Here is a 15,114-nt window from a genome sequence, read left to right as displayed (position 1 = left end):
TCCTGATTTCAGGAGCGGGGTGTCTTTTGGAAGAGGCTCTATTATTTCCGGAAAGATGTTAGTCTTAGAGACTATCGCCCGCTACTACAACAGGAGAGAGTTTGGGACGGTCGGTCGCTGCCTTGAGGTCATAGCTATAACGTTAGACTAATTCCGCCCTGAATCCCAACGGGTTGCGGAGGGGTACCCAGGTCGATACCTTGCGCATTCGGGTCGCTACTGGAGCTGGATTCGGGATCAAGGCCCGTGTATTTCGTAAGCAGCCACAGGTTAGTCCCAACGGCGTAAAAGCGAACGTTCTGGATACCTAATCGGCGCGTTAACTCCTTCGGAACAGTGTACCCGATGGTCAGGGACTTCAGCCGCAGGAATGAGCCGTCTTCCAGCCAGCGGCTTCCACCATCCCGGTAGTTATTGACATTGATACCATCGGGGCGAGGTACGTCGGTCACATCGCCCGGTTTCTGCCAGCGGGCCAGATTCGATTTAAAAATGATCCGCGCATCGTCACGCGCTCCACCACCTTCCCCAAAGAAACGGTTGTGGTTGTAAATCTTATTGCCGTATTGATACGAGAAGAACAGGTTCACATCGAAGCCTTTGTACGAAAAGCTATTGGTAAGGCCACCAAAGAATTTTGGCCAGATACTGCCCACCAGTTGCCGGTCATCGACAGTGATCTTACCATCTTTATTGACGTCGTCGTAAACCACATTACCCGTTTGAGGATCAACATACAGTTGCTTGTACACCCAGAACGAATACAGCGGAAAGCCCTGCTGCTGGAGAATCAGGTCGCGACTACCGTATTTGAGCGGAGTCGCCAGCTTTTCGATGCGGTTCACGTTCTGCGCTACGTTGAAACTGGTCGTCCAGGTCAGTCCACTCTGGCGGAGGTTGACCGTGTTGATACCCAGCTCAAAACCTTTATTGCTGATTTCGGCGGCATTACTCCAATAGTTACTGAAGCCGGTTGTACCCGCCAGCGCTATCTGAAACAGGCCATTCGTGGTGTATTTGTCGTACACGTTCAGTTCCAGACCAACCCGGTCGGTAAACAGCGACACATCCAGTCCAGCACTGATTTGGCGGGTACGCTCCCATTGCAGGTCGGGGTTACCCAGTTGCTGGGGCGCAATACCGGGACTTCCCTGATAGCCCGTACCGCCCGTCCAGAGTCCTTGTGCCGCAAAATTCCCAATACCGTTCTGATTACCCGTTACACCCCAGCTCGCCCGCAGTTTTAAATCGCTGATGGCCGTAACGTCCTGTAAGAATGCTTCCTGTTTCACGCGCCAGGCCACCCCTACCGACGGGAAATAGCCCCATTTGCGGGATGAGCCGAAACGCGACGATCCATCGGCCCTCAGGCTGGCATCGACCAGATAGCGCCCGGCGAAGTTATAATCGGCTTTGGCAAAGAACGATGCCAGCGTACTTTTGCTCCAGTTTTGTGAACTGGCCGTGGTTGCAGCCGATGAAATCTGGGTGAAGTTGTCGTTCGGGAAACCACGCCCTTCGGCATAGGTACGGGTCAGGTTATCGCTCTGCAGCGTATTCCCGATCAGCACACCGAATGAGTGACTCGAACCAAGCTTTTTGCGGTAGGTTAGCGTCTGCTCGTTGAGCCAGGTAGTATATTGGCTAATGCTTGAGGTGGCATAGCCATTGGGACTACCTGAAATCAGCTTGGAGTTCCAGTATTCCGACTCGTTGTAGTTATTGTAATCGATGCCGAAGCTGGTCCGAAATTTCAGGCCGGGCAGCAGTTGGGCATCCGCATACAGGTTACCGATGTAGCGCAGGCTGGTCGTATGAACATTGTAATTATTGATCAGCAAGGTCAGGTTATCGAACCCGGCCCGGCCTACCAGAACCCCCTGATCGTTGGTCGGCGATAGGTACGTAGGCGTATGCAAGGCCGCCTGTAACAACCCACCTGCAGGTCCATCGCCCGCCCTCCCCTGATTCCGGTATGTGCGGGTGAACGTATTGCTCACACCTACTTGAATCTTGTCGTTTACCTGCTGATCCAGATTGACCTTAAAACTGGCCCGGTTAAAATTGATAGGCCGAATGATGGCTTCCTGTGTATTGTAGCCACCTGCGATATAGTATTTGGTCGATTGGGTACCGCCAGATAACGAGATGTCGTAATTGCGGAGTTGAGCCGTTCGGAACAGTTCGCCCAGACGGTCGTAGGTTTTCTGATCTTCGGGTAGTCCGCGCCCTCCTTCCGAAACCGGCCGAAACGGGCGGTTGGCAAACGTCCGGTTCAGTGAGGGCGTATCTTTACCCGTATTTACCCACCATTCGTTGACCAGGGTAGCATGCTCAGGGCCAGTCGTCAATTCCCACAGTTTGGCAGCTTTGGCGGCACCTGCCGACGCATCAATTTTCAGCGTCGACCGCTGACCGAAGGCGCCCCGTTTGGTCGTGATCAGTACCACACCGTTGGCTCCACGAGAGCCGTACAAGGCTGTAGCTTCGGCATCTTTCAGAACTTCAATACTCTCAATATCAGAGGGATTAATGTCAGCAATAGGCGAGGTAGCCTTACCTCCTGTACCAATCGTTTGCAGACTGTTGCTGTTGATAAATACGCCATCGACCACATAGAGCGGGTCGTTACTGGCATTGATCGAGGTGGCTCCACGTACCCGGATATTGACCCGTTCGCCCGGCACACCCGTAGCGCTCGAAATCTGTACACCCGGCACTTTGCCCTGCAACTGGGCATCCACACTGCCTACGGGGATAGCTTTGGTATCGCTCGGGTCGATTTTGGCAATGGAACCAATCAGATTCTTCCGTTCCGATGTCCCATACCCAACTACGATGACTTCACTAAGCTGGCGCGAATCGGCCGATAATTCAACTTTCAGAGAGCCCGTTCCGCTGACCCGAACTTCAAGGGTTTTATACCCAATGGCCGACAGAATGAGCTGATCGCCCGGTTTAGCCGACAAATTGAACTGACCGTTTGCATCCGTAACGGTCCCTTTCGACTGACCTTTCAGAACAATATTGACACCTGGGAGCACTTCGCCGTTATCGGCCCGGACCGTACCGGAAATCGTATTTGTGGAGGTATTAGCGGATCTATCCGTTGACTGAGCAGATAGGCCCCCAGAAATGAGTAAAAGAATTACCCATACTGCATAGAGTTTTTGCATTACTTTGTAATGGTTACGTGAGAAACAGGGTAGAACCACCCGGCGTCGCAAGCGCCTGATGGATCAAAAACTATCTTGTTGTGACCTGCCGAAACGGTTGCCGCCGTTTCGGCTTTTTTATTGCCCCTCCAATACCGGTTGCCGCCAGTAGAGGTAGGCTTACTCCGTTTAACTTACCTTGGCAAACAACCGTAGATAATACGTGTACACGTAGCAGCCAGCGCAAAAGCCAACTATCGATTCCAGTGCGGCAAAAACGACCAGCACACTAACCGGAATCAGCGCTGAGATACCTGCTACCCTTAAAACAGAAATCAGAATGGCAAAGCCAAATCCAATGCGGGCAGCGAATTGCTTGGGGATCTGATCGGTGCTTTTGTACGGCAAATGGAATGCGTTCACCATGCTATCAGCTACCTTTCCCAGTGGGCTGTAGTTACTGAGATCAGTACTTCGAAGGCCGAAATCCACGACTAGCAACAGAAGAAGAACCAGCCAATTAGTTAGCCAATACACGATGGCAATAAGCAACACAAGGCCCGCCACCAGACGAACTTTCGTCTCATTGATCTGCATCCCACTTGTGGGACATACGATACTATTACTCATGTTCTTATCAGTTTTACAATATTGATTTACGACCGATCGTAAACCCATTCATTAATCACTCTGCTGTACACTTACCAAGCCCTGTACAGCGGATAATTGCCGGTAAATACTAGCTAACCGGTTATCGTCCTGCACCCAGACCGTCAATCGGCCATCTACCCGAACGCCATTGCCCACAAACGATAGGCCCGTAATGCGGCACTGGTCGTCCTGTGGAATGGCATTGGCTACGTCGTCTACGAAATTCAGTCGGTCGAACCCGATGATCTGGTAGACCAGTTGGCGGTTTCCTGTTGTTGAAGCTGAAATCATAACGAAAGCGAATTAGGAATCAAATGTGGTCGTTTGTTGATGAAGTGAGGCCTTAAAAATATTTAATCTATATATTTTATATAGTTTAAAGGTAAACACTTAATTTTGTCTGCTGATGAAGGAGGCTAGCGTATGTGGAGATCAGTTATTCGGTACTCGCGGAACCGCCAGCGAATTACCAGCCATTACCCAGCTAATCAGCGAGTAGTGTGGTCGACTTTGTAACAACATCGGAACTGATAGAAGTCCATGGCGTACGGAATTTGTGGTTAATGGCGGTGTAAAGGTAAGCGTGTGCTTTTTTATTTTCCAAATTACTATATAAAATTTATCGGATAAATATATTACCCTAAAACCCTATCGAAATTACACACTAACTAAAATGCAATATGATCTCTAAAAGAGCAAAATATGCCATCAAAGCCATGAAAGCACTGACACAAGCTTATGGCAACGGACCGGTACTGATTGCCCGCATTGCTGAGCAGGAACGCCTACCCCAGAAATTTCTGGAAGGTATTTTGCTGGAACTACGCAACCATGGACTGCTGCAAAGCCAAAAAGGGAAAGGGGGCGGTTATATGTTGCGGGTGGAACCTGATCGCATCACGCTTGCCCAACTCGTCCGTATTATCGACGGTCCCATAGCCCCAACGCCTTGTGTTTCCCTGCACTTTTATACCCGTTGCGACGACTGCGACAGTGAAGAAACCTGTAAAATCAGGCCCATCATGCTGCGGGTTCGGGATGCCAATCTGGCTGTTTATGAAAAAACGACCTTACAGATGCTGGCGAATGGTGTTAACGAACCGGCCCCGCTGATACCTGTTTAATTCGGTGCTGGCTTTTGCTACATTTGTCCTAAACAGCTACTGCAAAAGCTGCTCTCATATGGCCCCGCTTACACGCCGACAACACTTCTACCTTCGCCTGGCGATTGTGCCTGTAGCCGCGTTGATAGCGTCGCATGTGGTGTTTGCTCAACTGTTTCCAGGGCAGCCGGGATATCAGTTTCCCTGGGCGTATTTCCTGACGGTGGCCACGGTAATGGTTTCCTGCTGGGAAGTCAATCTGGCTATTTACGACTGGCTCGATGCCCGATTACCATTTGGCGTCCAGCCAACCCGGCGACTGGCTAGCCAGTTCGTTCTGGGCGGTGTGGCTACCCTTCTGACATTTGCAGTTGTATTTCCGCTCGCTCAACGGCTCTATACAAACCACTGGCCTGCACTGCCAACCATCTTGAAAGGGGTGACGGTTTGCGTCACCCTGGCTACACTCGTGAATGGTGGTTACGTGGGACTTTATATCTTACAGGCTTTTTTGACTGAGCGCGGGAAGAAAGCTCAGTTGGCATCTGAAACTCGTCCGAAAGAAAGCCATATGCCTACGGTTTCGCCAGAGACCCAACTGGTCACTCTAGTCATTCACAATGGCAAGTTGCGGCTTCCAGTCGATCAAATTGCTTATTTTTATTCAACTGGTGGCTTGATTTTGCTGGTCAAAACCGATGGACAGCAGGTATCCACTTCCTATTCTTCGTTTGCTCAATTAACCCCTCTGCTCGATAACCGCTATTTTTTTCAGCTTAACCGACAGTTTTTGGTAGCACAACGTGCCGTTCGGGCTGTTCAGGACGATACCAATCGCAAGCTGGCGGTGCTTCTTACGCCTGCCCTGCATAAACATCAACCGCATGAAGATGTGATTGTAAGTCGTTACCGGAGCCCTGATTTTAAAAAGTGGCTTGAAGGCTCCCTGGTTTCCTGACCATTCATCCTCCGTTTGGGTACCATTCATCGACAGAACAACTTTTCGACTGGATTTCTGTCCAATAGCCAACTTTCCTTTGCAGTCGCAAGTGTCATTGCTTGCCATAACCGACTGTAATCATGCAACCCAATCTTTCTCATTTATACGACGATACCCCCTTCGGGCTGGATGCTTTTTTCGGGGCAACCACGTTGTTAACCCTCTATTTTCTCTACAATGCCGTTCGACAGGCCTCCAGAACCATAGCTAATCGGCTGCTTGTGGGCTTGTTAATCTGGCTAACAGGTCTCGCAGTAGTAGCGTATAATCAACTATTTCTCCACCTCGATGCAAGACCTCCCGGACTTATACTCGTGATTGGCCCACCCTTAGTGCTCATTGCCAGCCTATTGCTCTCGCCGAAAGGGCGTATCTGGATCGAAAAATTACCCCTATCAGCACTCACACTGCTCCATATCGTACGAGTGCCTGTTGAGTTAACGTTGTATTGGCTCTATATCTATCATCAGGTACCGCAGCTAATGACCTTTGAAGGGCGAAACTTCGATATTCTGGCGGGTTTGACGGCCCCCATTGTCGCTTACCTTGCCTTCCGACGCAACCCATTATCCAACCGATGGTTAGTAGTCTGGAACCTACTTGCGCTGGGACTCGTGCTGAATATTGTGATTAACGCCATTTTATCGACTCCTTTTCCTTTCCAGCAGTTCGCTTTCGACCAACCTAATATTGGCATACTGAAAGCACCTTATGTGTGGTTACCAGGCTTCATCGTGCCCGCCGTTTTATTTTCACATGTCGTTGCTATTTATCGACTTGTGAAGAAAGTCGTTGCTGATACACATCTGAAAATGAGTTAGGCGATCACACCTCTACCTCCACAGTAGTACCTTCCTCGGCGAAGACCCGGAATGTGCCGCCCAGTTCCTGCGCACGAGTTTGCATGTTCTGAAGGCCATAGTGCTGGCTCGACACAACCGTATTGTTCCAGGTAAAGCCGCAGCCATTATCGTGAATACGAAGGTTGATCCGCCCGCCCGAACTCACCTGCAACTGGACGTTGGCGACGGTAGCCTGCGCATGTTTGATTACATTATTCAGCGCTTCCTGCACAATTCGGAATAGGTTTAAAACCTGGGTCGACGAAAGGCGCTGGGATTGGGAGCCGGTCACCTGTACATCTACATGCAGGCCATCTGTTTCGTGGAAATACCGGTTTATGTATTGGTTCAATCGTTCGTCAAATTCCTCGACCGTAAAACTTTCCTGATGAATGGCCCAAATGGTTTCGCGCAACAGCTTGACCGCTTCGCGTGTGTGCATAACGATTGTCCGTAGTCGCGAAGCCCACTGTTTTCCCTCTTTCGTCGACTGCTTTTCGGCCTGATCGCTGATATGGGTTAGATTGGTCACAATAAACGCCAGGTGCGCTCCTACATTATCGTGCAAATCGCGGGCAATCCGTTCTTTTTCAACCAATAAACTATTCTTGAGCGCCAACGTCTGGACTTCGGCTTCGTAGGCCCGTTGTTGTTGAGCGGTGCTGTCTTTGATCAGACGCTCAGTCTGGTCGCGTTCCATTTTATACCGATACGCCAGGCCAATGGTCAGCACCAGCACTTCAAACAAAGCAGCTATGGCGTAATAGGTAAAATTGGCGACTGGCTCAAACGTAGGGATCAGACCAAAATTGGCAAAAACCTGTCCCAGGTTAAGGGCGTAAAACGGAATTACAGCAATCAGGTATAGCCAGGCTTCGCGAACATGATACCGCCGAATGATTCCCACGACAATGTAAGCCCCAATTACAGGCATCGGAAACCAGTAAAAAACCGAAAAGATGCGCACCATAACCAGTTCTACGGTCGGAGAAAAGGGCGTAATCAATTCAATCGTTAACCCCAGTAAGCAGAAAAGCCCACACCAGAGCACCACGGTTCCAATGGTATGCCAACGCCGGGAAGGTGTGTTTTTGACCGACAAAAATGTACGAACAAACGTTAGCTGCGAATAGAACAGAATGAGTGGAAACAGGAAATAGATATTCTGGCGAGGTAACCAGAACTGAAGTTCGAACCCAAACTGATTCAGGAAGCCATCGTTGATGACAAAAAAACCAACCAGCCCGAGCAGGCAAAAAATGTATTTTGAATAAATACGGTCGAAGGTGGTCAGGAAAAAGATGAGGCTCATCATGGCCACGAACGTCAGCGCAAACAGAACTCCGCCCCAGAACAAATACCCTTTCTGCACCAGCGGCTCATAGGCCGACTGTCGAATCAGGCTGATAGGCACCAACTGCGTTCCCCGCTGTTTGTACATTCGGAAATAAGCCGTTACCTGCTGATTCGCCGGTACGGTAAACGGAAACCAGTAATGCCGATGGTAGCGAATCCGTTGGGTGGCGGGTGTTTTCCAGCCTAGTATTGGAGAGGCCGACAACACCCGGTTCTGACTATCGACAATAAACAGCTGAAGGGAATCGAACGACCAGAAATCAACTTCGGCGAACCAGGCTTGTGCCGCTTCTGAAGAATTTTCCATCCGAAATCGTAACCAAACAGGCCGGGCAGCCTTAATACCCGATACGTAGCCAAAATTAGGAACCGGAGTTATGATAGGCTGGAAGGCGGCACTGGAGGACAAGCCGATTATATCTGAAATAGTCCGATTAGTCAGCGAATCACGAAAATAAGTCAGGTTTCCGCGTAACGACACCCCATCGCCCTGAACAGGCAACCGAATGACGGGCTGTTTGCTGAGCGGTTGGGCAGTCAGGCGGAAGGTCAGTAAGCAGCAGCTTAAAAAGAAAAATATCTGTTGGCGAAAACGTCTCATTAGTGACCTCAGATACCACTAATGTAGGAATTTATTTAAAGAGCGAAAGAATGAAAGAGTGAAAGAGTGGCAATGGTCCAGTACGTCACCCTTTCGCTCTTTACAAGGTATAGCCTCCATTGTATTGCCGCCGGACAAACTGGTTGGCGTAGTCGAAGTTGGTAATCTTCATGTTGTCGCCATCCCAGAATAGTTTTTTACGTCCGGTAAACTTACCTCCTTCGCGAGCCAGGTAAGAACGTGTCGCCAGATTACCCATCAGAACGGTTTCGGTAAGGGGTCCCGACTGATCGAACGAAGACGATGTATAGGCTCCATACCCTTGCTTACAGGCTTTTACCCATTGCTGCTGATGGCCTTCCGTTTTCCCTTCGACCAGTGGCTTTTCGGGAGTAGGCAAGGCTGTGTTGGCAAACTTATCGGCCGGTAGCAGTTTTGGATTATTACCGAACAGTCCACCCGTCAGCATCCCTTTAGTACCGATAAACAGTATGCCGCCATCAATTTCGCGAAACACATCGTTGTATTCGATACCTTCGGGCAGTTGAGGGCGAATACCTCCATCGAACCACGAAAATTTGATTTCTTTCACTTTTTTATCGTCCGATGGGAACGTCAGGTGAATAGCTGACGAAGGAGGACAGCTATCGTCGTAAAAAGCTTCTTTGAAAAAGTCGGCATATACCGAACCTACGCTACACTCAACGGAGGTTGGATACTTAAGCTTTAATGCACGGAAGGGTACGTCCATGAAATGACAGCCCATATCGCCGAGAGCACCCGTACCGAAATCCCAATAACCACGCCAGCGAGTAGGCATGTACGCTTCATGATACTCACGGGGAGGGGCGGTACCGAGCCAGAGCGGCCAGTTTACCTCAGGCGGAACGGGTTGCGATTCGCCTTTTTCCTTTGGCGACTTAACCCCTTGCGGCCATACCGGCCGGTTCGTCCAGCAGTAAACCGTGTGTACATGACCAATCATTTTTTTCTGAATGGCCGTTTCAATAACTCGGGTAGCGTCGCCCGAGCTGCCCTGATTGCCCATCTGGGTCACCACTTTATAGCGCTCGGCAGCCTGGGTCAACATACGGGCTTCGTAAATATCGTGCGTCAGTGGCTTTTCGACATACACATGCTTGCCTAGCTGCATAGCAGCCATAGCGATAGGCGCATGCATGTGGTCGGGCGTGCTGACGATGACCGCATCGAAGCTTTTACCCGCCTTGTCGAACATCTGGCGGTAGTCCTGAAAATAGGGAGCATTCGGAAACTGAGCCCGGTATTTTTTCGCCTGCCGATCATCGACATCACATAGGGCAACCATATTATCGGAGCCACTGTTATAGGCCAGCCGAATATTGACATCCGCTTTACCCCCACAGCCAACAGCCGCAATGGCTAGTTTATCGGAGGGGGCAATAATACGTGAACCAGTAGCCGATTTTCCACCCAGTACATGACGCGGAACCAGCAGAAAACTGGCCGCAGCCAGCGTACTATTTTCCAGAAATTGACGACGAGAGGGCTTAGGCATAACGTAATGATTGAATGACTGAATTGTTGAATGATTGAATAAGAACTAAACGGAATGCGCTTACTTATCTATTCAACAATTCAATCATTCAACAATTCAATCATCCCATGATCTGTCCCATTTTCATGGCGATGCCCATATCGCCTTTGATTTTGAGTTTGCCCATCATCACGGCCATCATCGGATTCAGATCACCACTGCTCATTTTCACGAGGTTATCGATGCTCACTTGCAGGTCGCAGTCGGCGGGTTTGTCTTCGTTCGATACCACGGCGGGCGATTGTGTCGCATCGATATAGACAACACCCTGGTCAGTTACGAGCTTGACAGTAGCGTCGATATTATCGGCATGTGTAACTTTGGTCCGGATTTGTTCGGTCAGTTCTTGCAGAGTCATTTGATTTGGATTTCGTTGGTACGTAGAAAACGCTGCCACGAAAATAAGGTTTTGGGAAGTTACATAGACAACTTCCTTTTAATAGATCATCAAACACGGAGATAAATCCGTTTTATATTAAACAGGCGGACAGGATGTCCGCGTTACTATGCGTTCTCAATTTTTAACACTTCTTTGCATTCTTACCTTTCTGAGCTGTGCCTGGGGAATAGCGGATGCTGTCGTATCGCTTTGGCAAACCGAAGCGGTATCCGAAACAATCTATGTTGAGCGAAAAAATAAGCCAGACGAGAAAGAGTCTAAGCAATACTACGAAGATCGTTCATCGGGCAATGTGCCGCTGCCCAATGATCAGGAACAGGTTCGTTCGCTGGCGATTGCGTCCTTTATTTACTCATTGATTACGCTGGTTGGCGCCATTTTTATGTTCCGACTGCGCCGGATTGGTTTCTGGATTTATGTAGCGGGCGTTGTTTGCGGGTTGGTCTTACCCGTTGCACTGGCCGGATTCGAAGCGCTGGCCGTTTCGTTTGGTGTCTTTTTCAGCCTACTATTTGTGGGGTTGTACTGGCTGTCGCTCAAGGAGATGCATTGATCATACTGGCAACGTTTCGCTGTTCATGAATTACTTCGCTTTCGGATTAACCATTCAAACAACCATCCGTTTTGATGGTGTCTTACAGCCGTCGGATGCTCCGGCCGATGTACTTATTATAGAAGGATCTGTTCCTGAAAAAGCAGGGCAGCTAACTCGTGTCCAGCGACGGGGGGTGCGAGCCACATTCGGCAGAACAGCGGATGGGGGCATTGTTATCAACTGGGCAGGTATCGGCAAATTTCGGATTACTGGCGGCAATCAGGTCGTCTATCAGAACCTGGGTGCCGATGAAGGCACATTGCGATTATTCCTGCTCAGCGAAGTGTTCGGCGTTATTTTATACCAGCGTGGCCTATTCCTGTTACATGCCAGTGCCGTGGAGGTAAATCATCAGGCCATTGTTTTTATGGGGATACCTGGTGCCGGAAAATCGACCACGGCAACGGCTTTTGGGAAAGCTGGGCATACGGTATTGTCAGACGATCTGGTGGCGATCCAACTGATCGATCACACCGCCTATGTTCTTCCCGCTTTCAGTCAGTATAAAGTCTGGAAACAGGCACTCAATGGGCTTAACATTCCTATTTCTGCCCTGTCTCCTTCTTTCGAAGGCATCGATAAATTCCTGATAACCCAGCCGCTGGACACTTTCCCTAAAAACCCCATTCCATTACGCCAGATCAACATCCTCTTTCCACCAAATTCCCGCATTCAGGAAGGCAAGATCAGTCCCATACGAGCCCCAGTTGAGTTACTTAAGCATTTCCCGATACCGGTTCAGCTTTTAACCAGAGACTACCTACCCCAGCATTTTCAGCAATCGTTACGAATTGCCCAATCAGCGTCGATTCATTTTATGAAACGGACCAAAGATTTCCAGGCGCTGGAAGCCTATGTGGCTGAGCCTGGCGTCTGAAATCGATATGACTGGAATTAGAGGCAGTTGTGTCAGAAACATCAACTTTCAGGATCTGGGCGTTAAACCTTAGGCATCCAGCTACGGTCTATACACAGGTAAGCATGATTTTTTGTTTACTCCGCTGACAAGTAGTCTGCGATTTAGTTATACATGAAAATCATTGCCTCAACTGCCTTATGAATCTGTTTCGTTTCACCATTTTTCTTTTAGTAATTGGTATTACCAGCTCTTCCTTTGCGCCCAAGACCGATGATCCAGATGCAGTGCTGGGTAAATGGCTTAGCTCTAAAAAAAGGAATCAGGTCCAGATTTATAAACAGGGGAATAAATATTACGGCAGACTTGTCTGGATGCTGGAACCCAATGACCCTGTTACAAAGAAACCCAAAGTAGACACGGAAAACCCAGACGGACAGTTGCGCAATCGGCCCTTAATGAATATGGTGCTGCTCAAAGATTTAGTCTATAAAGGCAATAATGTCTGGAGCGGTGGGGAAATTTATAATCCCGAAGATGGTAAAACCTATAACTGCGACCTGACTCTGAAAGACGCCAATACGCTCGATTTTCATGGCTATGTGATGGGCATCAGCCTCCTGGGCAAAACCCGTACCTGGACACGGGTGAAATAGTGCTTATTCGACAATCCAGCGGTTAAGCGAATTATGCTTTCCTTCCAGCACAACCTTAACAAAGCCCTTTGGTAGGTTGGGCACATCGAGGGTAGCCGCTTCGGCATTGGCAGCAACTTCGGCCAGTAAACTGTACTGGTCACGCTTGCCTTCCTCGAAGTGGTTCGTTGTCGATACCCAGACTTTTACCGTGCCTTCCTTGTCGATGGCTTTCCAGTTCAGCAGGAGCCTACCAGCCTCTTTGCGGGCTTGGGGTTCAGCAATGGAAACTTTACCGGTCAATGGCACGCCATCCAGTTCAAATGCCTGCTCTTTCGGAATCGTAATTCCCAGATGGCGGGCCATAGTCGGCATAATATCGACAATAGCGGGCGTGGCCGTTCTGAACTGGCTGTTCAGATCGTTGGCATTCGTCACCATCCAGGTAGCTCGCTCCCGATCGGATTGACCACCATGATTTTTGCCGGTATCGGCACTTCGGCCATGATCGGTGGTGATAAACAGTTGCCATTCTTCACCGAAATTTTTCTGGCGGTATTGAATGGCTTTCCAAATACGACCCATCTGATCGTCCATGATGCCTACGGCTTTGTAAAACTGCTCGCTGTCACCGTATTTATGGCCCATGTCGTCAGTGTATTCCAGGTACACCCACGATAAATCCGGGCTTTCATTCTGAATATACTGGCAGGCTTCCGTCACTACTTTTTCATCGATCCGGTGAATGTATTCAGACTCCTTATCGTGTGGAAAAAGCAGCGTATCGTGTTCCAGGCCATCGAACGAATAATCGATCCGTAACTGGCCGGTTTGGGGCAGCTCTTCGCCAACCAGTTTGGTCCGGTTATCGAGCCAGGTCGAAAAAACAGCCGTTTTCTTGAAGGGATATTGTTGTTCGAAAAACCGAAAGATAGTCCAGTACGCATAATTGGGCGCTTTGATACTGTTGTCCCACACATTATGCTTGTTGACCCAGGTTCCTGTCAGCAGGCTATTGTACCCTACGGCCGAGATCGTTGGCGTTTGTGAATAGGTGCTCTTTTGCCCGCCTACATACGCACGAGCATAACCACCGACTTTGGCAATGGCTTTCAGGTTGGGCGTTGGCTGCTTTTCGATGACATCAGACGGAATGCCGTCGACAATTACGAACAACGCTTTTTTAGGCTTGATTTGTGCCCAACTGGATTGGGTAACAAGCAGGCAAACGACAATAATCAGGGGGAATTTTGCAATCCGTTTCATACGAACCAGTACGCCATTATGGCCCAAAGTAACTGTAGTCTGGTTAATACTAGAGGATTTAGCTAAAAACTTTACAGTTGGTTAATATAAGACTGATCGCTCGTCCGCGATTGGATCGCGGACGAGCGACAGTCGAAATGACAAAAAAAGTGTTAAAACCCAATCGAATTACCACCATCGACTGGCAGCGATACGCCGGTAACGTACCGAGCCGCTTCAGAAGCTAAAAAGACGGCCGCCCAGCCAATATCTGACGGCTTTCCAAACGCTCCCATCGGGGTCCGACGCATAGCGCGGGCGAAACGGTCGGGATCGCCACTCATGGCTGTTTTGCTCATAGCCGTTTCGATGAAACCCGGTGCAATGGAATTGACCCGAACACCATTGCCCGAAAACTCCGACGCCAGCACCTTAACCATGCCTTCCAGACCCGACTTGGAGGCCGCGTACGCAGCCACTCGGTCGATACCATAATAAGCCGCCATCGACGAAATCATGATAATCGAACCGCTTTGACGAGCCATCATCCGTTGGGCACAGGTGCGTGTCAGGCTAAAAACCGAGTTCAAATTCGTATGCACAATCCGGTCGAAATCAGCATCGGACACCTCCAGGGCGGGTTTTTTCATATTGATACCGGCATTGTTGACCAGAATATCAATGGGCCCTAGTTCGAGCTCAATTTTTTCGACCAGTCCCTCCAGCGATTCACGATCGGTAACGTCATTGACCTGATAATAGGCGCGTTTGCCCAACGATTGTACAGCCTCTTTAAGGGGTTCTTCCCGACGACCCGTTATTACAACCCGGCCACCCGATTCGACCATACAGCGGGCAATATCAAAACCAATACCACTACCTCCGCCCGTAATAAGCGCCAACTTGCCTTCAAGCGAAAAAACAGCCGGATATGTCAAATTTTCTGTTTGTGTCATTGTATAAAAAATGGTTTAAACACAGAGACGCAGAGCACACAGAGTCGGTTTAAACTTTAGGGATAAGCTTACAATGAGTGCTTTGTCATTCCGACCGAAGGGAGGAATCTCAAGATTGACTAATAAGAATCTTGAGATTCCTC

Annotated in this window: 14 protein-coding genes; 6 read left to right on the top strand and 8 right to left on the bottom strand. The window is 49.3% G+C overall.

The window, feature by feature from the left end:
- Positions 1 to 134 precede the first annotated feature (134 nt).
- The 3 genes from ACYVFD_RS23770 to ACYVFD_RS23760 form a co-directional block, all read right to left on the bottom strand.
- Positions 135 to 3,176, bottom strand: a complete 3,042-nt coding sequence (locus tag ACYVFD_RS23770; protein ID WP_461092997.1) for a SusC/RagA family TonB-linked outer membrane protein — start codon at positions 3,174 to 3,176, stop codon at positions 135 to 137.
- Between the two features lie 168 nt (positions 3,177 to 3,344).
- Complete coding sequence (locus tag ACYVFD_RS23765; protein ID WP_461092996.1) at positions 3,345 to 3,785, bottom strand: DUF4395 domain-containing protein; 441 nt, start codon at positions 3,783 to 3,785, stop codon at positions 3,345 to 3,347.
- Between the two features lie 51 nt (positions 3,786 to 3,836).
- Complete coding sequence (locus tag ACYVFD_RS23760; RefSeq protein WP_461092995.1) at positions 3,837 to 4,097, bottom strand: ACT domain-containing protein; 261 nt, start codon at positions 4,095 to 4,097, stop codon at positions 3,837 to 3,839.
- 389 nt (positions 4,098 to 4,486) lie between these two features.
- Here ACYVFD_RS23760 and ACYVFD_RS23755 point away from each other — a divergent pair, with 389 nt between their 5' ends.
- From ACYVFD_RS23755 to ACYVFD_RS23745, 3 genes are all read left to right on the top strand, one after another.
- Positions 4,487 to 4,930, top strand: coding sequence for an RrF2 family transcriptional regulator (locus ACYVFD_RS23755; protein WP_461092994.1), 444 nt, complete (start codon positions 4,487 to 4,489; stop codon positions 4,928 to 4,930).
- A 58-nt stretch (positions 4,931 to 4,988) separates the two neighbouring features.
- On the top strand, positions 4,989 to 5,867 hold the full coding sequence (locus tag ACYVFD_RS23750) for a LytR/AlgR family response regulator transcription factor (protein ID WP_461092993.1): 879 nt from the start codon (positions 4,989 to 4,991) through the stop codon (positions 5,865 to 5,867).
- Between the two features lie 122 nt (positions 5,868 to 5,989).
- Positions 5,990 to 6,730, top strand: a complete 741-nt coding sequence (locus tag ACYVFD_RS23745) for a hypothetical protein (protein WP_461092992.1) — start codon at positions 5,990 to 5,992, stop codon at positions 6,728 to 6,730.
- Positions 6,731 to 6,734: 4 nt separating this feature from the next.
- On the opposite strand, the gene ACYVFD_RS23740 is transcribed toward ACYVFD_RS23745, so the two are convergent.
- From ACYVFD_RS23740 to ACYVFD_RS23730, 3 genes are all read right to left on the bottom strand, one after another.
- Complete coding sequence (locus ACYVFD_RS23740; RefSeq protein WP_461092991.1) at positions 6,735 to 8,708, bottom strand: sensor histidine kinase; 1,974 nt, start codon at positions 8,706 to 8,708, stop codon at positions 6,735 to 6,737.
- Between the two features lie 100 nt (positions 8,709 to 8,808).
- Entirely contained in the window at positions 8,809 to 10,245 is a 1,437-nt protein-coding gene (locus tag ACYVFD_RS23735) for a Gfo/Idh/MocA family protein (RefSeq protein ID WP_461092990.1), read from the bottom strand.
- Between the two features lie 100 nt (positions 10,246 to 10,345).
- The gene (locus ACYVFD_RS23730) at positions 10,346 to 10,642 is read right to left on the bottom strand and encodes an SCP2 sterol-binding domain-containing protein (RefSeq protein ID WP_461092989.1); all 297 of its coding nucleotides are present in this window, start codon (positions 10,640 to 10,642) and stop codon (positions 10,346 to 10,348) included.
- 148 nt (positions 10,643 to 10,790) lie between these two features.
- Here ACYVFD_RS23730 and ACYVFD_RS23725 point away from each other — a divergent pair, with 148 nt between their 5' ends.
- The 3 genes from ACYVFD_RS23725 to ACYVFD_RS23715 all read left to right on the top strand — a co-directional run bounded on the left by ACYVFD_RS23725 (position 10,791) and on the right by ACYVFD_RS23715 (position 12,791).
- Positions 10,791 to 11,237 carry a hypothetical protein gene (locus ACYVFD_RS23725; RefSeq protein ID WP_461092988.1) on the top strand — a complete coding sequence of 149 codons (447 nt, stop codon included), beginning with the start codon at positions 10,791 to 10,793 and terminating at the stop codon, positions 11,235 to 11,237.
- Positions 11,238 to 11,262: 25 nt separating this feature from the next.
- The gene (locus ACYVFD_RS23720; RefSeq protein WP_461092987.1) at positions 11,263 to 12,156 is read left to right on the top strand and encodes a serine kinase; all 894 of its coding nucleotides are present in this window, start codon (positions 11,263 to 11,265) and stop codon (positions 12,154 to 12,156) included.
- A gap of 179 nt (positions 12,157 to 12,335) precedes the next feature.
- Complete coding sequence (locus tag ACYVFD_RS23715) at positions 12,336 to 12,791, top strand: DUF2147 domain-containing protein (protein ID WP_461092986.1); 456 nt, start codon at positions 12,336 to 12,338, stop codon at positions 12,789 to 12,791.
- A 3-nt stretch (positions 12,792 to 12,794) separates the two neighbouring features.
- On the opposite strand, the gene ACYVFD_RS23710 is transcribed toward ACYVFD_RS23715, so the two are convergent.
- Entirely contained in the window at positions 12,795 to 14,036 is a 1,242-nt protein-coding gene (locus ACYVFD_RS23710; protein ID WP_461092985.1) for an alkaline phosphatase family protein, read from the bottom strand.
- Between the two features lie 152 nt (positions 14,037 to 14,188).
- The gene (locus ACYVFD_RS23705) at positions 14,189 to 14,971 is read right to left on the bottom strand and encodes an SDR family NAD(P)-dependent oxidoreductase (RefSeq protein WP_461092984.1); all 783 of its coding nucleotides are present in this window, start codon (positions 14,969 to 14,971) and stop codon (positions 14,189 to 14,191) included.
- Positions 14,972 to 15,114: the final 143 nt, after the last annotated feature.

This window comes from Spirosoma gilvum (assembly GCF_054776815.1).
The sequence above is the reverse complement of the archived record's forward strand: the minus strand, read 5'-3'. Positions and strand labels throughout refer to the sequence as shown.